Here is a 25,837-nt window from a genome sequence, read left to right as displayed (position 1 = left end):
TTGAATAGCAGCAGGTAAATATAAGAAATTTGTCTGGCGCTAGAAAAGCTAGTTTTGTGAGGTAAGTATGAAGTTTAGCAAAGAATCTTTTAGTAAGTTTTTTAAAGAAGTATCAAGTAACGATATTAATAAAAGAAATGAAGAAGGAGAGACGATATTGCACCAAGCAGTAGAAATCTCTGATTACAAAACAGTGAGATTATTAATAAAAAAAGGAGCAGAGGTAAATGCAAGAGATAAAAATGGTTATACGCCACTACACTGTGCAGTATTTGCGAAAAGCTTAGAAAATGTAAAAGTGCTGCTAAGGTCGGGAGCAGAAGTAAATGCCACTCAATATGTCAGTGGATGTACGCCACTGCACTCTGCATGCAAAATAGGAGGAGCAGGAGTTGAAATAATAAAAGAGCTAGTAAAAGCAGGGGCTGAAATTAATCAACTGAATAAATATGGCGCAACACCAATGTACTATATCTGGGAAAGTGAAAAGTATTCTCTGTGTGATAGAGAAGAGAGTGAAAAGGCAAGTAAATTTTTAAGAGAAAAAGGTGGAATAACAAAAAGTAGAGAACTGACGTGCTATGGAATAGAGGGGCTAGTAGGAGAAATAGCAGACATGTTGAATGGAAGCTACATGCCGGAGCTAAAAATAATAGAGATAGGAGAAATAAGGAAGAGAGACAAATCGCTAATAAAGAAAGAATGTCAAAATTTAGCAAGCAAGATAATGAGCAAAGTGAACGAAATGATAGATGAGGGGGTGAGAAGGAAGGCTTAAAATTTAAAGAAAAGGTGGGGTAAGTTATGGTAAAGCTCGGTAAAAAAGAGGAGTCACTATTAGAGAACTCGTTTAAAAATATTTATGAAAGAGACAAAAGGGGAAGAACAGCTCTACATTATGCGATAGACGCAAAAACAGTGGAGTTATTGGTCGAAAAAGGAGTGAATGTGAATGCAGCAGATTTAGGAGGTTATACAGCACTACACTTAGCGGTAACGGAGAAACGTCTAGAAACCGTGAGAGAACTGATAAAGTCAGGAGCAAATGTTAATTCTGAAGAGTATGGCAGTAAATGCACACCGCTACACCTTGCATGTATGGTAGGTGAAAAAGAAATAGTGGAGGAGTTAGTAAAAGCTGGAGGAGAAATAGAACAAGCAGATAAATTTGGAATGAAAGCAATGGATTATGCGAAAAATAGCAAAGAAGTAACCAAGGTGTTGAAGAAAGAAACAGACAGAATTGAGAAGCTATTTATGAAGGGCTAAAAATATGGAGAAAGAAATAGAGAAGAAAGTAATGAATTTAGGGATAAAACCTTTGGGTGAGCTGAGAAAAATATGGAAGAAGGTGTATGGAGAAGAAGCGCCTAGATACTCAAAGAAATATCTGATACCGAGGCTAGCATATAGAATACAGGAGGAAGCGTATGGAGAAATGTCAAGAAAAGGAGCAAAAAGACTAGAGTATCTAGCAGATCGACTAGAGAAGGGAAAAAGAATAAGTAGCGATAAATTACCAGTAGAAGGGACAGAGCTAATATTAGAAAGAGGAGAAGAGACGCATGCAGTAATGGTAACAGATAAGGGTTTAATCTACAGAGAAGAATTTTTCACATCATTATCAGCAGTAGCCGGAAAAATAATGGGAATGAGCTACAATGGGCCTTTATTATTTGGAATGCGTGATAAAAATGAAAGTTGAAGAGAATAAAATGCTAAAAGAGGTAAGATGTGCGATATATACGAGAAAGTCAAATGAAGATGGCCTAGAGCAGAAGTTTAACAGTTTAGATGCGCAGCGAGTAGCATGTGAAAAGTACATCAGGAGCAAAGAGGGCTGGGTAGCATTGGCAAAAAGGTACGATGATGGTGGGTATTCAGGAAAGAATTTAGAAAGACCAGCAATAAAGGAATTATTTGAAGATGTTAAAGGAGGAGAGATAGACTGTGTAGTAGTATATACGCTCGATAGGCTCTCAAGAGAAACAAAAGACAGCATCGAAGTAACGTCATTTTTTAGAAGGCACAGAGTAAATTTTGTAGCAGTAACGCAGATATTTGACAATAATACGCCAATGGGAAAGTTTGTACAAACGGTATTATCAGGAGCAGCACAACTAGAAAGAGAGATGATAGTAGAGAGAGTAAAAAATAAAATAGCAACATCAAAAGAACACGGACTATGGATGGGAGGAACTTTGCCGCTTGGATATGATGTAAAAGATAAAGAATTAATAATAAATGAAAAAGAAGCGAAAATAGTAGGGCACATATTTGAAAGATATTTGGAGTTGAAGTCAATGGCAGAGTTGGCAAGAGAGTTAAATAGAGAAGGTTACAGAACAAAATCAGATATCTTTAAGAAAGCGACGGTGAGAAGAATAATAACAAATCCAATATATATGGGAAAGATAAGACATTATGAGAAAGAGTATGAAGGAAAGCATGAAGCAATAATAGAGGAAGAAAAATGGCAAAAAGCGCAGGAATTGATAAAGAATCAACCATATAGAAAAGCAAAATATGAGGAAGCATTGCTTAGGGGAATAATTAAGTGCAAGAGCTGTGGTGTAAATATGACACTAACGTATGCAAAAAAAGAAAATAAAAGGTACCGATATTACGTGTGCAATAACCATTTAAGGGGAAAAGGTTGTGAATCAATAAACAGAACTATAGTAGCGGGAGAGGTGGAAAAAGAAGTAATGAGAAAGACAGAGCAGCTATATGAAAAATGGGGAGAAGAATGGAAAAATTTAAGTTTCAGAGAACAGAAAGAAGTAGTGAAAAAGTTAATAAAGGGAGTAATGGTAAAAGAAGATGGAATAGAAGTATGTTCTGAATCAGAGGAAAAATTTATACCAATGAAGAAGAAAGGAAACAAATGCACAGTAGTAGAGCCAGAAGGAAAAACAAATAATGCGCTACTGAAAGCAGTGGTGAGAGCCCATTCCTGGAAACGTCAACTAGAGGAAGGAAAATATGGGAGTGTGAAGGAGCTGAGCATTAAAATTAATATAGGTACAAGACGTATACAGCAAATTTTAAGGTTGAATTATTTAGCACCAAAGATTAAGGAAGACATAGTCAATGGGAGACAGCCAAGAGGTTTGAAGCTATCTGATTTGAAAGAAATACCGATGTTGTGGAGCGAGCAATTGGAGAAATTTTATGGATTAGCAATGTAACGTTTATAAAAGTAACAATATGAAAAAACATCGAAAAAAGTATGTGCCAGAAAATTAAAAAAGGTTATTACAAAAGGAGCTACTGCAAAGGGCCACACAAAAAGATGCTGAAATTGATATAGAAAAGTAAGTCAATGTTACAGAATCAATTATGCGAAAAATATCAATATAAATAATGAAGATTTTAGCATACTGGATGCAACAATGGTAGAAAATGATCCAAAATCTATAAATTATAGTAGTTTATATTTAAATAATAATCTTTAACCTTTATGGCAAATTAATCTACCTAGCCCTAGAATCATAAGTTCTTCTTAACTCTTCACGTCCTGTCCATTTGTTGTTAGACTCGCTTATTACTTCAGGACGCATTAATCCACCAGATCTAGCAAAAACACCTTGATCTATAGCTTCAATAACCGATAAACCTCCCAATAAGCAATTTTGCCCTATTTCTTCATGACTTGCTATTTCTTCAAATAGATCTTCATCGCTCACTTCTACTCTTATCAATTTTTTATTGTTCTCATCAGGATATAATCTAACTTCTAATTCTCCTAAACTAGTATAAAAAGTTAATACTATACCGCTGCCTTCTGTAAGGTCTGTGTAATTCCTTTTGCCATCTTCAGTTTTAATTTCTACTTCACTATTGCCGATCTTTACTATATTTCTTCCACATTTTACATCTCCATCGGTTAGACCTAAATCCCTTACCCCATCTGTTATCTTTATAATGTCTATTTTACTATCTTTAGAATATTCTAAGTAAAAAACGGAGTTGTCTATTCTTGCATCTTTTAGCTCGCTATTGGTTGCACTTTTTGCGATTTCAATAAACTTATGAGAATTGCTAACATAATCTATATAAGCTTTTTTTAGGTTAGTTTTATGCTCTTTAAATTCTGATGTCAGTGTGTTAGCATCAACTGTATTACCAAACACTGCCCCTTTTGATACTAATTGACATATTATACTACTAGAAACTTTAGGATTTTTTTCCAACTCACTGATTTTTTTCATCACATAATCGGTAAAAGTGTACTCATTACCTGAAAAGAAATCTTGTGAAAGAGAATAGTTTAATCGTACACCAGACTTTATAGCATCGTTTACAATCTTTTCAAGTTCAGCCATGTTTTGAGCTCGAAATACCTTATCAGAAAACTTATTTAACTTCTCCTTTTGATTTGAAGTTAAATTAACGAGTAATTTACTGGCCTGTCCTTCCTTTTGCTGACGATAAATATTTATAGCATAATCTAATGCTCCTGCTTCTAAAAATATCTTTCTTAACTCTTGAATAAGACCTTCATTGTCCCAAGAAAAACGATCAACATACGAAAACACTTTTGATCCACCCATTCCTTGCCGAATATTTAGCACCACTTTTAGGTCTGAATCTCTTTTATGCTTACTTAAAAACTCCTTTAAATTTTGAGTGCAGTCTGAATCGAGTACAAGTAAGTCATACAATTCTGCATTTAACTTTTTCTGTTTATCAGTTAAAAATAATTCTTCAATATCATAGCAGAGGTTATTAGTTGCTATTTGTTGTGGAGTTCTCCCCTTTCTACTTGTTATATTAGGGTTAGCTCCTTTCAAGAGAAGAGAGTTTGCATTATCGTAATGACCTTTAGCAGCAGCAAGGTATAGTGGTGTTTTTCCTTTATTATCTTGTATGTTAGGATCTGCACCTGCTTCTAAGAGTAAATCTATAGCCTGATTTCCTGTGCGACGAAATCCACCAATATTTGCTCCTGCAATCGCATGCAATACTGTTGATTGAGATTCTCCTCTTCTTAGGTTAAGAATTACTTTTAAATCTTTATTGTTTTTATTATCATGTAAAAATTCTTCAAGGGGCTCAGTATTATCAAATGAACCACAGTTAGAAGCTAAACATTTTAGAGCACTAAGTAACTTTTTGTTTAAATTTTTTTGACTTGGCGTAAGATCGTGATCTAGAGCAAACCAAACACAAATCTGTTCACTTAATCCAAGTTTGCTATCTATCAAAGATGATGGTTCATTATAATTTCTAACTGATGGTAAATCTCCTGAGTACCACATATCATTCATCAGTTCATTTAATAAATGCTCTTTAGATGATAAATGTTCTATAATGGATTCATATTCGAAATCATATAGTTCTGATTTGGATTTTGGTTTTAGTAAATTGATGATAGATTTTACTATCCCAGTAGACTCACTCATACTTACCCCTTAAGCTAAGATATATGATATATTGTATGCGATATGTAACATTAAGTCAATAACCATAATCTTTTTACTACTTATGTCGTTTGTTAAGTTTTTATGGTGAGTAATATAAGATCTTTAGACAATCAAGCAGTTTAGCATTTACCCTACAGTACGGCTTGTTGTCTGTTTTGAATTTGTTACTATCTCACACCAACTATTTTTTTTCTTTTCATTAGATAAGGTAATTTTTTCAGAAGATTGACGTAGTGTTTCATGTTTTTCAAAATATCCTCGTTTAATCGCATCATGTACTGAATATCCACCAAGTAAGCAATTTTCTCCTATTTCTTCCTTATCTTTTAATTGATCAAGTTTCTTCTTGTCATCGTCACTTATCTTTACTTCAATTTTATTGTTGTCTTTATCACTAGAACGTAGATGAATACTAATCTTTCCTACTTCAGTAGTAAAAGACATTTCAATGCCACCTTCTAAAACGTCTGTATAATTTCTTTTTCCTCCTACATTTTCAACTCTTACTATACTCTTTCCAACATGAAATATATGATGTCTAAAACTTAAATCTTTCACTTTTGGATTATTTATAACTTTTGCAACCTCAACAGTGCTATCTTGCGAATATTTTACATAAAAATATCCATTATCCATTTCTACGTGTAAAGCTTTGCCTTGGGCACTACTGTTTATAATACCTTCATCTGCTACACTTTTTAGCTTGTTATCGATTTCTTCACATTCTGCAAAAATCTCATAACTGAACCCATAAGTTGCATACAATAACTTATCATCATAAAAGGAACTGCATTTTACTCTTCCACCTTTTAATAGTAAATTACTCATGATATTGCGTATAATACCTATATTTTTATCATCTGATACACCCTCGTAGGCAGGAATATCTCTTATTCCCTTAGAAACTAAACTTGTTATAGTCTCACTATCGTCTGATAAACTCTCATAAGGTGGTAATCCCTTATGCTGTCGTATTCTATCAGGGATATTTCTTATTTCCTTAAAAATTAAACTTGTTATAGTATACTTATCATCGTTATATTTTGAATTGAGTCTTATCCCTTTTTGCAAATATTTATTTGTTATGCACTCTATACGCTCTAAAGCAGTGTTTGTAAAATTTTCATGCTTATCCCTATAACCTTGATCATTTTTTGCTACTACATCTTTTAACTCTTTACGAAATTCATCAATTAGACTTCTCTCACTTTCAGTCAGTGGTAGATCTAGCTTAATTAAAGCAGAGTCTCTTGGACTAATAGGGTAATTTTTCCAATATAAATCAATATCATCAGTTTTACTCTGATACGACAATGTATGTTTTACACATGTGTCAACAGCCTCCCTAGTTTCATGTCTCTGATCAAGGTCATAACATTCCGAACGATTACTTATTCCTTGGAAAAACAAACTATAATCACCTAAATCTGCTACGTCATTTTCAGGAGTTGGTCCCTCATTGCTATTACGCTCAATTTTTGAATGCCATGGCTCAGTATTTAATTCCTCTCCTAGCTTTTGTTCACTGATAGATTCTACAACATATTTTACTGACTCTGTAACCATACTACCTCCTAGCCTAGATATAGAATATATTATGTACAATATATAATATTGGTCAAGCTAATTTCAACACAATCTTTTTACTACTCATATTTTTGTTAAGTTTTTATGGTGAGTAACAATGGAGTATATAGAGAGGTTAAAAGTTGCTTATGACTCCAAATTCGAGCTAATTTTACTATAAATCAACATGGTTAAGACCTATACTTGATATCACTACTATAAGAGCATGATGAATTATACTTTAAAGGAGTACGGAAACTGCTGAAGCTTATACAGTAACCTGCGGAGCCACTTCAGCAGAATAAACAAACACATGCCAGTATTAGTAGAGAATTATTTATAAGTCAACTAACTTTTTCAAAAAATATTTTAGTGAAGATACCATGCTAGCTAAAGAATTGAATTATTGACTCTTCCTAAGATTGCAAAAAAGGTCGTATATTTGTGAGAACAAGCCGCGTAAAAATAAGGTTATAAAAATAGAAGATTTAAATTATTTCAATAAGCTTAGGCAAAAAAGTTCGTATGTGGATATGGATGAAATGGGCTAATATAGCTGATTTTAGCGCACAGTGAAATTGCCATATAAAAAAGTTCGTACTGGTTATTTGGTAGACCATGACATCCCAAAGAAAACACTTCTCACGTTTGCTTGTTAATTATGTATAAATATAATTATATTATTGATTTAATAATAGAAGATATGATAATATGTATTAATTAAAGTGATGTTGTTAGCCATCAAAAAGTAACTTGCTTTAATAATTTTTGTTGCTATACTATAGTATAGGTTTAATATAGTGGGTTTGATATGTTGAAGTTGAGTGAAGTACCAGGTTCATCATCTGATGGTGGTGCTCGAGAAAGCTGTGTGACTAGAGAGCCTATTTCCATTTTTAGTCAGATAAAAAAGGCAGAGAATGAAGAGAGAAAAGAGGAGCTAAATCGACTTTTAGAGGCATTAAGGAAGAAGTTGCCTGAGGGCTTTAAGATAGGGGCTGCTGTGGGTGAAGGGGATTGTTTTTTTGACTCCTTGGCTCAAGGATTGAACGAGCTAAAAGATCAAGGTTTGATTACAAGTAGTAAAGGATTTAGTGTAAAGTTTTTACGGGAAAGTTGTAAGCAATATGTACAACAAGTTAATCAATCAAAAAAAGGCTCATGGTTGGATAATGCTTTAAAAGGAGAAGATGGAAAACTTTGTGAATATATTTCACGTATTGAATTTACTGCAGAAAACATTGAAAACGCTATATGGGGAAGATCTGAGATTGAAGGAAAAATGATATGTGAAAAGTATAGCGTAAAAATTAGGGTTATAGAATTGAGAGATGAAGAGATAGATGGAGTACATGTCACTAAAGGTAAGGTAGGTACAGGTAATAATATTGTTTATATAGTGAATTACAGAAACCATTCTGTACCACTTCTTAGTAATATTAAAAAGGATATAAAGAGAGGCATAAAAGTTTCTAGAGAGGAAGTTTACGGTTCGATACCATTGCAAAATATTGAAAACTCCTCACGCAAACAAAGTAGTTATTCAAGAAGTTCAAGTAAGGAAATTTGTGAAATTGGTGTAAGCTCTAGAAAACGTAAGTGTTCTGTTACAGATAAAGACAGTAAGGTAATAAAAAGGGCACGCATTAATATAAATGTTACTAATAATGAAGACTCAGAGTTTCCTAGTGATTTACAAGATGAATCTAAACATGATGAACTGGATAATACTTGTCAAACTAAGAAATATATTCCTCATCATTTGATTGGGCTTATGTATCAATTAGACTTGTCGGTGCTTTGCTCACTTAGAAAGTCCATGTATGAACATAAATATCCTTCGTTGTCATTAGCATTTGAAGATTCTGAAATTGATAAGTTTAGTAATATTGTTCTTCGTTACGAAAAGAAGTCTATTCATATACAAGTTGAAAATGTAGACAAGTATTATATGGATGACGGCATTAATTATGCTAGGCTATTCACTAAAGAAAAACGAAGTTTTTCTTTTATTAATGATTACTTTGAGAGTTTTGTAAGACATCTAATATCTAAATCGGATAGTTTATCAAATGATATAGAATATCTTATTATCTATACTAATTCATGCTTGAATCTTACAGAAGAAAAGGAATTAAAAAAAGGACGATTTAAAAATTTTTACCCTTTTAAATTTGATAGCATGGATATAGAGGAATGTGATATTTTGAAAGACTTTTTGTTTACAAATGATAATGCGCAAGGGTGTGGTTTTTATCAATTTTCGCAAGATAAAATAACAAGAAAAGAACTTTTAAAGCGATTAGAATGCTCGTCTGCTGTGCAAAAAGTGATAAAAGGAAGAAAACTTTCCCGGGAAGAAATAAAAGAAAAATTTTTAGATAAATTAGTATTTGCAGTTAATCAGCCTAATAGAGAAGAACTGAACAGCATTATTAAAAATGAAATGGAAAAGAATAGTGAAATTCAAGACAATTATATAACATTACAAGAAAAAACATTACGTGATTTAACAGCTTCAGAAAAGCATAAAGAACTTGTACCTGGAATTATGTATGAGTTTAATTTGTTAATGTTTTTCTTGCATGATATGTTCTTGCATAAAAATATGTTTTCTATAAACCTTGGAGGAAAAAGCTCTGATATATCTAATGGCATTACTATCAACTATAAAGACAGAACTGATTACATAAAGGCTCATAACGCAGGTAGTAATATTGATTACAGTCAGTTATTTCCCTCCAGAAAACAGAAAGGAAAGAATACGTTTTCTATTAACAAGCATTTTTCTCTTTTTGTTGAAGAGTTAAAAAATGATATGAGATATTTTATTATCTACACTAATGCAGATCTAGATCTTACAGGAAAAAACGAATTAAAAAAAGTGCTATCTAAAGGTTTTTATCCTTTAAAATTTGATAGTATAGATATGGAAGCATGTGACATTTTAAAAGACTTTTTATTTATGAACGATAATACGCAAGGGTATAGTTTTTATCAATTTTCGCAAGACAAAATAACAAGAAAAGAACTTTTAAAGCGATTAGAATGTTCTTCTGCTATACAGAAAGTGATAAAAGAAAGAAAATTTTCTCAGGAAGAAATGAAAGAAGCATTTTTAGGTAAATTAGTATTTGCAATTAATCAGCCTAGTAGAGAAGAACTGAGCAGCATTCTTAAAAGTGAAGTAGAAAAAAATAATGAGTCTAATAAAGTTCCATACAATTATAAAGAATTACATGAAATAGCATTACGTTGGTTAGAATCTCATGAATTTGGCCCTATTACAAAGGGAATAATGGAAAAGCTTTTTGGAGATATAAAAAATAATAGGTCTAGTTATCAGAAAATTCAAAAAAATATTGATGAAGAAATCAAATTTGCTAGAAGCTTAGTTGGTAGAGAAGGAACACCCTCATTTTATCAATTCTTAAATTTTTTAATTAAGGGAGAAGGAAGAAGATATCTAGAAGTTCTAAAAAGAAATGAGGTAAGTCTAGCTAATATGTCTAGTATTTTGCATGGAGCAGGAGATGAAGCTGTAAGAGCTTTTAAAGACTTATATAACTTTTGGTTTGATAAAGAAGGAAATAAAATGCAATATTTAAAAACTCTAGAAAAAGAAGGAATAAACCTAGTTAATATGTCAAGCATTTTACATGGAGCGAGAGCGAGTGCTGCTCAAGCCTTTAAAGACTTGTATGACCTTTGGTTTGATCAGAACGGGAAAAAAACACAATATTTAACAAAACCAGCAGAAAATGGAGTAGATCTGGTTCGTATGTCCAGTATCTTAAGTGGAGCAGGAGCTAATGCTTCTCGAGCCTTTAAGGATTTACATAATCTTTGGTTTGATCAGAACGGAAAAAAAACACAATATTTAACAAAACTAGGAGAAAATGGAGTAGATCTAGTTCGTATGTCCAGTATCTTAAGTGGAGCAGGAGCTAATGCTTCTAAGGCTTTTAAAGATTTATATAATCTTTGGTTTGATGAAGAAGGAAATAAAACGCAATGTTTAAAAACTCTAGAAAAAGAAGGAATGAATCTAGCTAATATGTCCAGTGTCTTGCATCGAGCAGGAAATAGTGCTGCTCAAGCCTTTAAAGACTTATATAATCTTTGGTTTGATAAAAGAGGAAATAAAACGCAATATTTAAAAATTCTAGAAAAGGAAAGAATAAATCTATCTACTGTGTCTAGTATTTTGCATGGAGCAGGAAATAGTGCTGCAGAAGCTTTTAAAGACTCGTATGATCTTTGGTTTGATGAACAAGGAAATAGAACACAATATTTAAAAACTCTAGAGAAAGAAGGAATAAATCTATCTAATATATCCAGTATTCTAGGTGGAGCAGGAACTAATGCTCCTAAAGCTTTTAAAGATTTATGTGATCTTTGGTTTGATGAGCAAGGAAATGAAAAGCAGTATTTAAAGCATTTTATTGAGAAAAAAGATGGGGAAAAAACTTTTACGATGTATAACTTATCCAGTATTTTAGGTGGAGCAGGAGCTAGTGCTAAAGATGCTTTTGAAAAATTGCATAGTGTTTGTTTTAATGACGAAGGAAAAAGAACAGAACTTTTAGATGACTTCTATAAGGCAGGTTTTGAGCCAAGTAACTTATCCTGTATGTTATGTAAAGCAGGAATTCATACTTCTTCCATCTTAAAAAGATTGCATAGCGTTTGTTTTAATGACGAAGGAAAAAGAACAAAACTTTTAGATGACTTCTATAAGGCAGGTTTTAGGCCATGTGATTTGTGCAGTATATTAAGTGGAGCAGCGGATAGTTTAGAAAAATTTCATGATTTTTGTTTTATAGGAGAAACAAAAAAGTATTTAAACCATTTTTTAAATGAGGAAAAAGGTTTTACGCTGAGCAATTTATGTAATATATTGCATGGAGTAAGAGCTAATATTTGTTCTGCTTTAAAAGATTTTCATGATGTTTGTTTTGATGAGGTAGGAAACAAAACGCAGCTTTTAGCTGATTTCCGTAAGGTGGGTTTTATGCCTAGTGATTTATCCAATATATTGTCCATGGCAGGAACTAATGCCAATTCTATTTTAAGAAATTTTCATAAAGTTTATTTTAATAAAGAAAATCATTTAAATCACTTCTTAGCCAAGAAAGAACTTTTTACACCAAAGGATTTATCCAAGATATTACATGGAGTAGGACTTAATATTTGCCCTACCTTTGAAAAATTGCATGATCTTTGTTTTGATAAGGCAGGCAACAAAACAAAGTATTTAAACAATCTTATCAAAAATAATCGGCATGAGATGTTTAATATATTATATAAAAAAGTCAGAAAAGCTCCTTCTGCTTTCTTAGATGAACAGAATATTAGTGAAGGAGACAAAATAACCAATGTAGGCCTTGAGTCAAGTAGCTCATCTGGTAGAACGGAGCAAGGACAAAATTTAGGTAATGCACAACAAAATGATCCTAAAGTTAAGAGAAAAACCAGGAAGGGTACCTTAAATCGGGGTGAAAACAGTCAAGAAACTACTGACGGAATAGATGATAACCCTGAAACTTATTTAAATGATCCAACAGTAGACAAGCAGCTACAAGAATCATGTCAGACAATTTCTTTCTGAAGTTGTTTTATTTCAGCTTTAGGAAGGCCGGTTGTTTGGGAGATGATATCAATGGAAACACCAGCCTTAAGTAGGTTTTTTGCAACTTCAATGTCCCTTTCTTTGCGACCTTCCGCTCTGCCTTTTTCATGACCGATTTGGATGCCTTCTTGTCTACCTTCTTGTCTACCTTTTTGAGTGGCATCATCGAGTTTTTGAGCGAGGACAGCCTGTTCATCACGAATACGCTTGATCTCCTGTTCATAGGCGATAAATTCTTTTTCTGACCAGTTGAATCTATTTAGCTCTTCATAGGCCTTTTTAATTATTAGATCACTACCTATTATTTTTTCCAGCTCTTCTTCACTGGTTTCGTCTGCATATTTGAAGAAGTAAACCCATTTCTCAACTATATTCTCTAACTGATCTTCTTTTGTCTTCGGAAATTTTGGCAATTCAATAAATATGAAGTAAAAATCTTTTAGATCATGTTCATTAGTATCTTCATCGCGAATAGTGTGCTTTGATTTATACTCAGACTTATCAGGAAATAAAATACAATCTGCTATAGCAATAAAGATAATTTCCTTAAGGTCCTGGTATTGATCACCTTTATCGGCTTGTCTTGAATAGGCTTTAGCAGCATAGTATTGGGCACGTTTTTCAAAGCCTTTGGTTTTAGCGACCTGCATTTCGACTATCACTTGTAGCCCATTTTCATCTCTACAAAGAACATCGACAATGCTTTGTTTTTTGGAGGCAATCTCAGGGTCTTGAATAGTACTTAAAAACTCTATATCCTTTATTGCACTTTTACCAGTGAAGCCAAGAATATCATTAAGAAAGTGAATAAGAATATCTTTATTTTTTTCAGTACCAAAGATGCGCTTGAACGATATATCATTCTTAGGATCGAGAAACTTGGAAAGAGCCATGAGAAAGTAAGATAAAAAGCATTCATAATTATACACAATTGTGAAGAAATATTCAACGTTTTTGTGCTAAAGTCTATTAAAGTTAGCTAAATTTCAAGAGTTGGCAAAAAACTACCTTCATAGATGACCATAGAATGCTACTGCGCACCTTAGCTGTTTATTTTATCATCTTTTACAACTCCCTCCATAAACCCCAGCAAATGAATTCATGAGCTATAAAGAGCTTTAAAAACACTTATTTTGGGTGTGAGAGATTAACCTTCTAAGAAACTCTTTCTGCTAGTAGCTCTTTTTTAATCAAGACATAACCAAATTCACTAGCTTTCTTGCTTAGAGTCTTCACTATTTTTTCCTTATATAACTTTTCATAGTAATCAATGCCCTTCTCTACATATTCCTGTCCATACTTTAGCATACTATAAAAAATGCACGCCAATTTCCTAGCCGTAGCGGTAATCGCTTTCGGTGCTCCTAGTCGTTTTTTTAACCTTCTGCAATATGCACCAATCCCACTGTTGCTTCTTGACACACACTGGGCAGCCATCCTAAAAGCATTTGCAGCACGAGCAATAACTTTGCGAGTTCTCGTCCCAAATACTTTTTCCCCTGTAACTTTATTAGCAGGACTTAGCCCCAACCAAGAAGTAAAGTGCTTCTCTGATGGCCATTTATCGTGGTTCAAACCAACTTCTGAGATAATTGTTTGTATAGTTAGCACATCAAGCCCAGGAACTTTAGTAAAATCAATACCGGTTACTCTATACAGTTCTTCGTGTAAAGGAAAGTCTGGTCTGTTTTTTGAAAACCTATTCTTTATTTTGCTGCATCGCTTATTCTCGTCAGATTTTGTTTCAAATGTTTTGTAATATTGTTCGATGCTTTTGTCGCATTCTGCTATTTTTTCCTGATAAATATTATACAATTCAAATTCTTGCTTTAACACAAATAAGAGTTCCTTTCTGTAGTCGCCTTTTAGCGCTTTTGCCATGGTAGATCTATCATTTCTTATCCGTACATCTCTCAATTCTGATAATTTTTCAGGATTCCTTTCACCTTCAATTATTGCTTTGATAATTTGCATACCGGTCACTCCAGTAATATCACTTATGACTTTGTGTAATTGAACGTTCATTTGAATTAACGCTTTTTGCATACGTAGAATATGTGTGGATGCACTTTCAATCAGGTTGCTACGTTGCCTAACGTAATTACGCAACACACACATTTGATCATCAGGTCTAAACGACCCATGGAGTAATCCATAGCTGTGTAATTGTTGTAACCATTGACAGTCTTGAACGTCGGATTTTCTACCAGGCACGTTCTTAATATATCGTGCATTTACCAATTTTACCTCAAATCCATATGACTCAAGTATTTGAAACAAAGGAATCCAATATACTCCTGTTGATTCCATAGCTACTGTTCTAACTTTACATTTCTTTAACCACCCTGCTAAGTTATGAAGATCAACTGTAAAGCATCCAAATTTTTTGACACGTTGTTCATCTCTTCCTTCAGGTACACATACATAATGTACAGCTGAGCCGATATCAATTCCTGCTGTATCAGGATTCACTATTTCTAGTTTACTTTTTGCCTTTATCATGGTAATTATCCTACTATAACTTATAATGGAGAAGCACTTAAGCTTGGGACGGTTAGATTATACAATCTTCTAATCGAGGTAGTCATAATAGACTCCATCAGTGGTTTAACCGTTCCTCCAAAACCACGCTCCTAAACGGGCACTTAAGCACCATTGATCAGTCGGTTATAACTGCAGAAGTACTTCTTGATAAATTATATATAAAAATTGCTATGGAAGTGAAGAAATAGTTTCTTTCCGGTTTAACAAGATTTTTTTCTTGTTCGACGCTCCTAATACATTTTGAGTCTGCTTGCTTTTGTTTACAATACTTTCATATGCTAAATTATTAAGTCCTAAAATATTTTTATTCCTTTGACTTAAAATCTCTTTTTCTCTGTAAATACAATTTACATAATCATCGTACCTTTCTTTAGTAAATTTATTTAAAGTTGCACCCTCCGATATTACTTGTAATATCTTTTTCTCCTCTAGAAGTCTAGAATTCTCAGTAGAATCGACCCAATATAGTTCTTGTGTTGTATTAATTATACAGTCTACAAAGGACTCGCCGTCTCTATATGGAAAAGTGAACATAATTCTTTGTTCCAGTGCTTGGCTTATAACTTCATCAAGTCTCCCTTTCAACTCCTCAATATCATCTTCACATAGACCAACTTCATGTGAACTACTAAGGATTTTGTCCATTTCTTGCCAAATATTTTCATACTTCTCCCTTTCTGCTTTATTCAGTTCTATTTGGGCTAAAAAAAAAGAATCTTTTTTTCTTATTATGTTTGTGTTTTCATCATGAAAACTTAGATGACTGTAGCGTTCACCACAATCTGTATCATAATGACCAACATTATCATCACCACAGTCCGAACTATCTTCTGAGTTCCCATCACTATCTAACCAATTGTCAACTTTCGGAAATTCTGAGCTTTTCTGTTCACCTTCAAAAGTCTGATTACTACCACCAGCGCCCTTTGTCAAATTTTCTTTACTTTCACAAGAACCATCTGAACCATAGCCCTCATTCCCTTTTGGATCTGAATCATCTGGATTACAATCAGAAGTTATTTCTGTATCTTCAGAAATCTGTTGATTATCACTTTCACCTAACAAACCACCATTTGTTGGATTACATACATTTTCTGTATATTTTTGATTATTTTGTGCTTCTATTTTCCTCTTCTTGTACAACGGTTCAAACTGATCAATTTCAATCGATCGTACTCGTTTCCTTGAAGGAAAGTCCTCTGGAATCTGATCCTCATCGTCAAAATTGTGACCTGAATCACAAATTACATGATCATTGCAGGTAGAATTATGCTCTTGACTAATCAAGGAAAGCTGAATTAGATTGCTAAAAACAATACTATCTAGCTGTACTGAATCAGTACTTTCAAAAATTTGTGGATTATTACTTCCGTTTGGCAAATTACCTGATAAACCAGTCTGATGATTATTTTCACCTACCCAACCATCAGTTGGTGTTGGAATGCATATTCCTGTATATCTTTGGCTATCAAGAGAATCATTAGTTAATTGTACTGCTTGTATAAGTTGTCCGGTCATCCTCATCATCGGAACTAATACCTGAATCATGGCCATCACCTTCTTCTGAATCTGAATCACCTGACCTATGATTATTACTGTTATCACTTGTACAAGAATCATCGGAGTGCTGTAGAGGAGTTTGTGCATTACTTTCAAGATTTTGACGCCAATCGCTGTCAGGCTCCCCAAAACCGAAAGCAGTGCGTATAGCTTTTTCCTTGTCTGATACCCCACCATTCATATTGTATAACCATTACTCACTAATCCCTTAGTGAATATCGTAATATATAGGTCTGTCAATAAAAAAATATAACTTTCTTTGGTTCTAACCTTTGCAAATCAGTATCTATAGCCCGGTAATTTCTCATATATTGCACTCTGGACCTAGGAGCGTTGTTAATAAATCCACGACAGCTAGACAACCTTCGCCCGTTTACTAGAAGGCAAAGCAGCAAGGAGCGAACCAAAAGCGATAAGAAAGGATCCAAACCAGATTATAGACATTCCAGTTTTATAGTGCACTTTGGCTGCGATTTTGCTCTTACTCTTATCAATCTCTCCAATTACAACATAAATATCAGAAAATAAATTGTGGTAGATACTGCTTTCAACATTTTTCTGACCTTCCACAAGGTAAAATCTATATTCAGGAGTTACTTCACCCAATATCTTGTTATTCAGCAAATTCCTGATATCCATTGTACCCCTCACTGCATGGAAATTTTTTTCTTTTATTAGCTCAATATTTCGTAAAGTAACTTTAAATTTATTGACTGTTATGCTATCCCCTATTTTTAAGTAATTTTCTTTTTTCTCCTGCCAACCAACTGAATAAGCTATACCAAGCACTAGAATTGCCACTCCAGCATGAGCTGCCATCATTGCATAGTAGGATTTAGAAACTTTTTTTGCTAATAAAATTGATTCGCTCTTAAATAAACGAATTCTTTTACTGTATGCTTCTAAAACAAAGATTAATAATGCTATGGAGATAGTAATTGATAGCACAATCATTAGCTCCATGTGAAAGATAAACGGCAAAATAGCTGCAGCACTGCAGAATGAAAATCTATATTCACGGAATATTGGCAATAGACTATTTCCCTGCCAACTACAGTATTGCCCGATCATGGTGAGCACTAGAATAGCTAGTGCAATAGGATTAAATAAAGAATTGTAATATGGTGCTCCAACTGAAATTAATTCACCGGTTAAATATTCGAGCACTGTAGGGTATAAAGTGCCAACGAACACAATGAAAAAGGCAGTGATGAATAATAAATTGTTCATCAGCATCATCGTAAGGCGTGAAAAGAATCTTCTACCCTCTGTCACTTGAGTAGCAGGTTTCTTTTCAGATTCCAGTGTCAAGCATTGGAATGACATCGCAGACGTGTGATTTTTTCTCGTAAATACTACAAATATTACTAAGCTACTGACTGTAATTACACCAAGTAGCGCTAATATATACAGTCCATACCTTGGGTCATCTGCAAACGTGTGCACTGAGGTAAGTATTCCTGAGCGAACTAGAAATGTTCCAGTCACACTCAATATAAAAGTTGTAAGCGTAAGTAAAATAGCAAAGTTCCTTAAAACATTGAAATTTCGCACCACAAGCAACAAATGTGTCAGCGCCACTGCAATTAGCCACGGCATCAAAGAAACGTTTTCCACTGGATCCCAAAACCAAAATCCACCCCACCCAAGTTCGCGATATGCCCACCAGCTACCTAAGCTGATGCCCAAAGTGAGCAGCGACCAAGAAATAAGTATCCAAGGCCTGACAATTTTAGCCCAAACATTTCCTTCAACTTTTGCAATTAATCCAGCTATAGAGAGCGAAAAAGGAACGCTAAATCCAAGGTACCCTAAATATAATATCGGTGGATGAATAGCAAGACCTATATCTTGCAATATCGGATTAAAACCAAGACCATCTTTTTCAACGCTTGGCATTTTAGTGAAGGGGCTGGATTCAAGTAAAGTGAACAGTAAAAAACAAAAGCAAATCAAGCCTTGGGTGATCAAGGATACTTTCTTCAATTTACTGTCGTTATCAGTAAAAATATCCATCAGAAATAGGTAAAAGGTAAGCACTAATGTCCAAAGCAACATGGACCCTTCTTTATTTCCCCAAACACCACAAATCTTATAGATCAAAGGTTTTGTTGTGTGTGAGTGGTAATATACGTTTTCGAGTGAGAAATCATTTGTAATGTGGCAGTAGATCAAAATAGCCATTGATGTTGATACACAAAAAAACATGGCAGTGGTAATAAACCAACAAGAACTAAGCGGTAAAAACAAATATGTCAAAGACAATAAGCAGGCTAGCAATAGCAATATATTCCCAAGTTCAGGCATAAAAAATTATAGTTTTTATATAAACAATATTACTGATGACAAGTTAGAAGTTAAAGTGTTAATTGATGCTAGCATAATGCTCCCGTAGTTAGCTGTGCTAGTATTAATTAAAAATTAAATATTAAATCTTTATACTTTTATAGATAGCGTTAATATTGAGGTAACATTGTGGGTACAACTAAGATTAGTAAATTTCCATTCAATATAAAAGGTAAAGTGGCAAAACAACATGCCGAACCAATAATCGAAAAAAATCTCTATACTATTTTAGGATTCAAAGATATAGAAGATTTTGAAAATAAGACAAGTAAGCTTGTTAATAAAAAAGTTTGGCAATCATTTGTTGACTGCTTTGCAAAAGAAATAGATTATGCAGCAACCGAAAAAGTTGTAAAAAGCATCGTTTGTAACATTGCAAAGAGTGATCGCGGTGATGCTTTTACCAAAACTGAACATCTCATATTAAATGAAAAACAAGATAATAAAAAGAGAGAAAAAGCGATTAGAAAAGCTATTAGTATTTTGAGAAAAATCAATCCAGAAAAAGCCTTTAATGAACTTTCAGTAATAAAAAAACAAGCTGAAGATTTTTTACAAACCGATTTTTGTAAAGCACAGAGTAAATCACTTCAAGGATTTGCTCCCTCTGGTTGACAGCTCTTTGCGGAAACTCTGAAATATATAGAAACACTAGAAAGATTATCCGAAGTAAAAAAAGAAGGGCTAGTTAAAGATTTCTTGTTAAATCATGTTAGTTCATTGAATAAAAAGTATCCTAAATCACAAGGTAAAAGGGAAGATGCTATAACAATACTATCAAGTGATGAGTTGAAGAATTTTTACAATAAAGGTGTAGAAGAAGGAATGTTACAACCAATGGCATCTTACAAAGGATGCAGAAACCTGTATGACAAAATGAACCAGATAAAAAATGAATCCAAAAGTATAATTAAAAGAGAAGAACGGGAAGAAAATTTAAAGAAAATAGATAAGTCGATAATCAGCGCAATTAATGACATAAAAAAACATAGAGAAGCAATCCTTAACTGTAAAGACTTTCAAAATTCTTACATAAAAGAGAAAAAAGAACATCCATTTAGAGGCAACGCATGTCAAAAAATGATTGATATATATCAAGAGAGAATTGTTGGATATCAGGAGAAAATTCGTCAAAACTTAAACCAAATAAAAGCGATATTAAAAAGTGCGCCGCAAGAAATGGATGATGTGGAAGAATTCGAGGAAATAATTGATGATATACATGAAGCAAAGCAGTGTGATGAAATTTTTGATTCAGCTTTAATTTGTTTATCGAACATACAGAATGAGCTAGATATTCAGCTGGAAAATCCTTCAACAGAACTCAGAGCTTCACACATTAACGTTAAAACTGAGCTAACTAGGTTATAAGAACCAAATCTTTAGGATAATGAAAGCACTTTAATTCAAGACAGCTCTTAGTCTGTGTTTTAATTTGGTTGTGTTTTATTAAAAAAACTTTAGATTTATTTTATAATCGATACTCAAATATAATGACTCAAACTTGGGATTTGTTGCAAACAGGGCAAAAGGAAGGCTATAAAATTGCGTATACTAATGCTCGTATTATCGACCCGGAAACTAAACTTGATATAAAAGGTTCATTATTGACTGAAGGGGATAAAATTGTTGACTTTGGTGAATCATTATTTTCAACAAGTGGAGTTGATGAAACAATAGACTGTAAAGGGCTTGTTCTAATGCCAGGCCTTATTGACATTCACGTACATTTTCGTGAACCAGGCCAGGAACATAAAGAAACTATATATACAGGTAGCAAATCTGCAGCTGCAGGAGGCGTTACAACTGTAGTTTGTCAGCCAAACACTGTTCCAGCAATTGATAGCGTTGTTTTGGCTAAATATTTGAAATATAGAGCATTTGAAACTTCGCATGTGAATGTTGAATTTTACGCTAAAATCACCACTTCGGAAGAACACCTGACTGAAATGGCACTTTTAAAGGAAGCAGGTGCGGTTGGGTTCACTGATGATGGCATGCCAGTTATGAACCCAATGATTATGAGACAGGCGCTGCTTTATTCAAGTATGCTGGGTGTTCCTATTGCTCAACATGCAGAAGATTTAAATTTATCAGCAGGTGGTGCAATCAACGAAGGTAAAATTTCTGAAGAATTGGGAGTAAAGGGGATCTTAAGTGCGTCAGAATCGGTTATGGTAAGTCGCGATATACTGCTCATGAAAGATATGGAGAATGTGCACTACCATATTCTACATGTCTCTTCAAAAGATTCACTTGATGCTATTAAACGTGCAAAAGATTTGGGATTAAATGTTACGTGCGAAGTAACCCCTCATCACTTCACTTTGACTGAAGATATAGTAAAACAACATGGGGCAATTGCAAAAATGAACCCGCCACTTCGCACTGAAGAAGATCGTTTAGCTATGGTTGAAGGTTTAAAGACAGGTGTGATTGATTGCATTGCAACCGATCATGCTCCGCATGATCGTAGTTCTAAAGATCTGCCACTTGAAAATGCTGCATTTGGTATTGTTGGTCTTGAAACAATGCTGCCCCTTTCACTTGAACTCTATCACAGTGGGCAAATGGGTCTACTTGATGTGCTCGCAAAATTGACATATAAGCCTGCAGATATAATACACATACCACGTGGTCGTATACAAAAAAACCTTGCTGCAGACTTAATTTTAGTTGACCTCAATCATGAATGGGAAATTAAAACTGACAACTTTGCTAGTAAATCAAAGAATTCTCCTTTCGATGGTCGCAAAGTAAAAGGACACGTAGTACGTACTGTTGTGTCCGGCAAAACTATATACTCGCAGAAGAGTTAGTTATCATATCTTATCTATTCCAATTTGTTATCACCAGAATGGGCTAAGTGCACCTAAATTTAAATTAAGAAATCTTACACTGTCTCCGAATAAACACATCCTCTTATCTTTCCCTAATCTGTAAAGTTATTTTGTCTATCAATCTGATTCCAAAACAGCAAAATTATTGTATAATGTTACTTTGAAGTTTTATTTTCAATGCACAAGTTTGCAATACTTTTTTCTATACTGCTTGCAATAGTTGCTTACTACCTAAACAATGAAATCATATTTGAAATAGCAAAGCTATTTAGTGATATCTTTATCAGCTTGCTCAAATTAATAAGCTTACCTCTGGTTTTTTTATCCATAGTTTCCACAATTTCCGGGCTCAAAGACTCAATTGAAATCAAAGTCTTAGTTAAGAAAACACTATTTTATACTCTGCTTACAACTATTATAGCTGCGTTTGTTGCATTATCGTTTTATTTGTTAATAGATCCAGCAAGAAAAAATTTCATAAGTAATACAATAGGGAGTATTAACAGCAATAACCACAGTTATTTTTCATATTTAAAATCACTCATTCCTTCTAATTTTGTGCAAGTTTTTCTTGAAAATAATATGATTGGTAGCATATTAATCGCTTTTTTGATGGGTGGAGCTATTGTTTCACTTTCAAAAGAAAAGCAGGATATATTACATCAAATATTCTCTGCACTTTTTGATACGCTACTTAAAATTGCTCAGGGGTTACTAAAATTCATTCCGCTTGCTGTGTGGTCCTTTATCACATGTTTTTTGCATGAATTAAAAGGCGGTAGTGAGTTCTACAATCTTTTATGGTATTTTGTTTGCATAATGTCTGCAAATTTTGTGCAGGCATTTCTGATTTTACCGCTATTTATGTGGTATAAAGGCATATCACCAATTCAAACGCTGAAAGGGGTTATGCCAGCACTCACACTTGCGTTTTTTTCTAAATCATCCAGTGCAACATTGCCAACAACTATAGAATGTGTGCAGAACAAGCTAAAGGTGCCAAAGAAATTATCGTCTTTTATTTTACCAATATGCACAACAATTAACATGAATGCATGTGCTGCATTTATACTAATCACTGTAATGTTTGTTGCAGAAATGAACGGATACGTATTTTCCTTAAGCGAAATGTTGATATGGATTTTTTTAGCTACAGGGGCTGCAATTGGTAACGCTGGAGTGCCGATGGGGTGCTATTTTATGGCAACCAGTTATCTCATGTCGATGAATGTTCCTCTGCATATTATGGGACTGATTTTGCCTATTTATACAATCATCGATATGTTTGAAACTGCAATAAATGTGTGGTCTGATGTTTGTATCACTCAGATAATTAATAAAGAATGTAATAGTGAAACTTAAAAAATGATATTAGACGAAAATAACCTAATAATAAAAGAATTTAAAGAAGCAGAAGCAATTTTGCATGGGCATTTTGTTTTATCATCCGGGCTGCATAGTGACACATACATACAGTGTGCGAAGATTTTTGAAAATCCAAGCAGAGCCATGAAAGTTTGCGCATTATTAGCAGATAAAATAAAAAAAGAATTAAATAGCTCCATAGATTTAATATTATCTCCTGCAATTGGTGGAATAATTGTGGGTTATGAGATTGGCAGGCAGCTTGGAATAAAGACAATGTTTTGCGAGCGCGTTAATGGTAAGTTTGAATTACGCCGTGGATTTAAGATCAAAAAGGGTGAGAAAATATTGCTCATTGAAGATGTAATAACCACAGGTAAATCTTCACTTGAAGCAGTGGAATGTGCAGAAGGGGAAGGAGGTAAAGTTGTTGCTGAAGCTTCTTTGATAAAGAGAAATAGTGAAACGAAACTGCCTTTTCCTGTCATATCTTTGATTGAACTGAACATCAAAAACTACAGCGAGGAAGAACTTCCAAGTGAATTAAAACAACTACCCATAACAAAACCTGGGAGTAGGGAATATTTAACAAAGTAATCCTATAATATCTTGGAAACACAGCATTTATACACAGCTTTAGTTATTTACTCCAAGTGTATTTTATGTATACTTATTACTAAATTAATTTTGAAATGATAGAAAATGAACGAATTTAAATCGATCCGAAATATAGCAATAATCGCACACGTTGACCACGGTAAAACTACTTTACTTGATAACATGTTAAAACAAAGTGGCACATTCCGCGAGAATCAAGAAGTTCAAGAACGAGTGATGGATAGTGGTGATCAAGAGCGTGAACGCGGAATTACAATACTTGCAAAATGTACATCAATAATGTGGGGCGATGAAAAGATCAATATTATTGACACGCCAGGGCACGCGGACTTTGGTGGGGAAGTGGAAAGGGTATTGTGCATGGCAGATGGTGTGTTGCTGCTGGTTGACGCTGCAGAAGGTCCCATGCCACAAACAAAATTTGTGCTCTCAAAAGCACTAAAAGCAAATTTGAAGCCAATTGTGATAATCAATAAGGTCGACCGACCAGACAGCAGAATTGATGAAGTATTAAATGAAATATATGAGTTATTTTTTAACCTTGATGCAACCAACGAGCAGCTAGATTTTCCAGTGTTGTATGCTTCAGGTAGAAATGGCTGGTGTGCTAAGGAGCTTTCTGATGAAAGAAAAGATTTAAGCCCATTATTTTCAACGGTTATAGATTATATAAAACCTTCTGTTTATAATCAAAATGCACCTTTTGCTATGTTGGTCACTCTACTTGAGTCTGATAAGTTTCTTGGCAGAATATTGACAGGAAAGGTTTATCAGGGCATTGCAAAAGTCAATTCAGATCTTAAGGTGCTTGACCTCGATGGCAAAGTAATTGAACGAGGAAGATTAACTAAGTTGCTCTCATTTTCTGGCTTGAAACGCATTCCAGTAGAACAAGCTGTGGCGGGAGACATAATTGCAATTGCAGGACTTGAGGAAGCTTCGGTTTCAGATACTATAGCAGCACCAGAAGTTACAACTGCAGTAAGCTCAACTCCAGTTGATCCGCCAACAATGGCGATTACTCTGAGCGTTAACGATTCACCTTTTGCTGGGCAAGAAGGTACAAAGCTTACCTCAACTGCTATAAAGGATCGCTTATACGCGGAGGCAGAAACAAATGTTGCAATTACTGTGACTTTGGCACCAAGCGGTGAAGCATTTGAAGTAGGTGGGCGTGGTGAGTTACAGCTTGGAGTGTTAATTGAAAATATGAGGAGAGAAGGTTTTGAGCTTTCGGTATCACGCCCTCGCGTGTTATTTAAAGAAGAAGGCGGTAAAAAACTTGAACCTATAGAGGAAGTAGTAATTGATGTAGATGATGAATATAGTGGAATCATCATGGAAAAACTCAGCTTCCGTAAAGGTGAAGTAACTGACATGAGACCTTCTGGTAATGGCAGGACAAGATTAACGTTTTTAGTGCCATCAAGAGGATTAATCGGTTATCAAGGAGAGTTTTTAACTGATTCTCGTGGCACAGGCATAATTAACCGTTTATTTCACAGTTATGCTCCACATAGAGGTCCAATTTCTGGAAGGCGCAATGGAGTTTTAATTTCTACAGATAAGGGTGAGGCTGTGGCATATGCAATTTTCAATTTGCAAGACAGGGGAATTATGTTTATTAAGCCACAGGATAAGGTATATTGTGGCATGGTTGTCGGCCAGCATAGCCGTGACAATGATTTGGAGATAAATGTGTTAAAGGGTAAGCAATTAACAAACGTAAGAGCTTCAGGTAGTGATGAAGCTATAAAGCTCACTCCACCAAAGATAATGACACTGGAGGATATGATAGCGTATATAGATGATGATGAATTGGTGGAAGTAACTCCAAAATCTATACGTTTACGCAAGAAATTCCTTGATCCAAATGAACGTAAGCGTGCAGGAAGGGCAAAGAATAAGGAGTAATCAGAGGTTGAACATTTGCGAAA

The 25,837-nt window shown here is 34.2% G+C and carries 19 protein-coding genes; 12 read left to right on the top strand and 7 right to left on the bottom strand.

The genetic code is table 11. The features are described 5' to 3' along the window. The first annotated feature begins 67 nt into the window (after window positions 1-67). Genes AAGD50_RS02750 through AAGD50_RS02735 form a run of 4 tightly spaced genes read left to right on the top strand, consistent with a single transcriptional unit; the run spans window position 68 to window position 3,191 of the window. Entirely contained in the window at window positions 68-778 is a 711-nt protein-coding gene (locus tag AAGD50_RS02750; RefSeq protein WP_341810013.1) for an ankyrin repeat domain-containing protein, read from the top strand. Window positions 779-804: 26 nt separating this feature from the next. Next, window positions 805-1,269, top strand: a complete 465-nt coding sequence (locus AAGD50_RS02745; RefSeq protein WP_341810012.1) for an ankyrin repeat domain-containing protein — start codon at window positions 805-807, stop codon at window positions 1,267-1,269. A 4-nt stretch (window positions 1,270-1,273) separates the two neighbouring features. Next, complete coding sequence (locus AAGD50_RS02740) at window positions 1,274-1,705, top strand: DUF2924 domain-containing protein (RefSeq protein ID WP_341810011.1); 432 nt, start codon at window positions 1,274-1,276, stop codon at window positions 1,703-1,705. Window positions 1,706-1,715: 10 nt separating this feature from the next. Then, window positions 1,716-3,191, top strand: a complete 1,476-nt coding sequence (locus AAGD50_RS02735; protein WP_341810139.1) for a recombinase family protein — start codon at window positions 1,716-1,718, stop codon at window positions 3,189-3,191. Between the two features lie 285 nt (window positions 3,192-3,476). On the opposite strand, the gene AAGD50_RS02730 is transcribed toward AAGD50_RS02735, so the two are convergent. Next, entirely contained in the window at window positions 3,477-5,408 is a 1,932-nt protein-coding gene (locus tag AAGD50_RS02730) for an ankyrin repeat domain-containing protein (protein ID WP_265040951.1), read from the bottom strand. A 147-nt stretch (window positions 5,409-5,555) separates the two neighbouring features. Then, entirely contained in the window at window positions 5,556-6,995 is a 1,440-nt protein-coding gene (locus tag AAGD50_RS02725; RefSeq protein WP_264724095.1) for a hypothetical protein, read from the bottom strand. 811 nt (window positions 6,996-7,806) lie between these two features. Between AAGD50_RS02725 and AAGD50_RS02720 the strand changes: the two genes are divergently transcribed. Continuing rightward, on the top strand, window positions 7,807-12,606 hold the full coding sequence (locus AAGD50_RS02720; protein WP_341810089.1) for a hypothetical protein: 4,800 nt from the start codon (window positions 7,807-7,809) through the stop codon (window positions 12,604-12,606). Here AAGD50_RS02720 and AAGD50_RS02715 read toward each other — a convergent pair. From AAGD50_RS02715 to AAGD50_RS02695, 5 genes are all read right to left on the bottom strand, one after another. Further along, a complete protein-coding gene (locus tag AAGD50_RS02715) occupies window positions 12,588-13,520 on the bottom strand; it encodes an Rpn family recombination-promoting nuclease/putative transposase (RefSeq protein WP_264376342.1) in 933 nt (310 codons plus the stop codon). The two genes, AAGD50_RS02720 and AAGD50_RS02715, sit on opposite strands and share 19 nt — an antisense overlap. Before the next feature lie 262 nt (window positions 13,521-13,782). Continuing rightward, window positions 13,783-15,129 (bottom strand): IS110 family transposase, encoded by a 1,347-nt coding sequence (locus tag AAGD50_RS02710; RefSeq protein WP_174515809.1) that lies wholly within the window; start codon window positions 15,127-15,129, stop codon window positions 13,783-13,785. A gap of 210 nt (window positions 15,130-15,339) precedes the next feature. Further along, complete coding sequence (locus AAGD50_RS02705) at window positions 15,340-16,719, bottom strand: hypothetical protein (protein ID WP_341810088.1); 1,380 nt, start codon at window positions 16,717-16,719, stop codon at window positions 15,340-15,342. Beyond that, window positions 16,652-16,912, bottom strand: a complete 261-nt coding sequence (locus AAGD50_RS02700) for a hypothetical protein (RefSeq protein WP_341810087.1) — start codon at window positions 16,910-16,912, stop codon at window positions 16,652-16,654. Before AAGD50_RS02700 ends, AAGD50_RS02705 begins: the two co-directional genes overlap by 68 nt. Window positions 16,913-17,085: 173 nt before the next feature. After that, window positions 17,086-18,915: a heme lyase CcmF/NrfE family subunit gene (locus AAGD50_RS02695; RefSeq protein ID WP_264723735.1), complete on the bottom strand. Its 1,830-nt coding sequence runs from the start codon at window positions 18,913-18,915 to the stop codon at window positions 17,086-17,088. 22 nt (window positions 18,916-18,937) lie between these two features. Between AAGD50_RS02695 and AAGD50_RS02690 the strand changes: the two genes are divergently transcribed. From AAGD50_RS02690 to typA, 7 genes are all read left to right on the top strand, one after another. Continuing rightward, window positions 18,938-19,126: a hypothetical protein gene (locus AAGD50_RS02690; RefSeq protein ID WP_264723734.1), complete on the top strand. Its 189-nt coding sequence runs from the start codon at window positions 18,938-18,940 to the stop codon at window positions 19,124-19,126. Window positions 19,127-19,206: 80 nt separating this feature from the next. After that, on the top strand, window positions 19,207-19,692 hold the full coding sequence (locus AAGD50_RS02685; RefSeq protein ID WP_264723733.1) for a hypothetical protein: 486 nt from the start codon (window positions 19,207-19,209) through the stop codon (window positions 19,690-19,692). A 105-nt stretch (window positions 19,693-19,797) separates the two neighbouring features. Next, on the top strand, window positions 19,798-20,448 hold the full coding sequence (locus tag AAGD50_RS02680) for a hypothetical protein (protein WP_264723732.1): 651 nt from the start codon (window positions 19,798-19,800) through the stop codon (window positions 20,446-20,448). Between the two features lie 122 nt (window positions 20,449-20,570). Further along, window positions 20,571-21,896, top strand: coding sequence for a dihydroorotase (locus AAGD50_RS02675; protein ID WP_155968756.1), 1,326 nt, complete (start codon window positions 20,571-20,573; stop codon window positions 21,894-21,896). 198 nt (window positions 21,897-22,094) lie between these two features. Further along, window positions 22,095-23,279 (top strand): dicarboxylate/amino acid:cation symporter, encoded by a 1,185-nt coding sequence (locus tag AAGD50_RS02670; RefSeq protein ID WP_155968759.1) that lies wholly within the window; start codon window positions 22,095-22,097, stop codon window positions 23,277-23,279. Window positions 23,280-23,282: 3 nt separating this feature from the next. Then, complete coding sequence (gene pyrE, locus AAGD50_RS02665) at window positions 23,283-23,879, top strand: orotate phosphoribosyltransferase (protein WP_006279657.1); 597 nt, start codon at window positions 23,283-23,285, stop codon at window positions 23,877-23,879. A gap of 105 nt (window positions 23,880-23,984) precedes the next feature. Beyond that, window positions 23,985-25,814, top strand: coding sequence for a translational GTPase TypA (gene typA, locus AAGD50_RS02660; protein WP_010962447.1), 1,830 nt, complete (start codon window positions 23,985-23,987; stop codon window positions 25,812-25,814). The last annotated feature ends 23 nt before the right edge of the window (window positions 25,815-25,837 follow it).

The organism is Wolbachia endosymbiont (group A) of Apotomis capreana, assembly GCF_964027025.1.
Taxonomy (GTDB): domain Bacteria; phylum Pseudomonadota; class Alphaproteobacteria; order Rickettsiales; family Anaplasmataceae; genus Wolbachia; species Wolbachia pipientis.
This window is presented reverse-complemented; position numbering and strand designations above follow the sequence as displayed.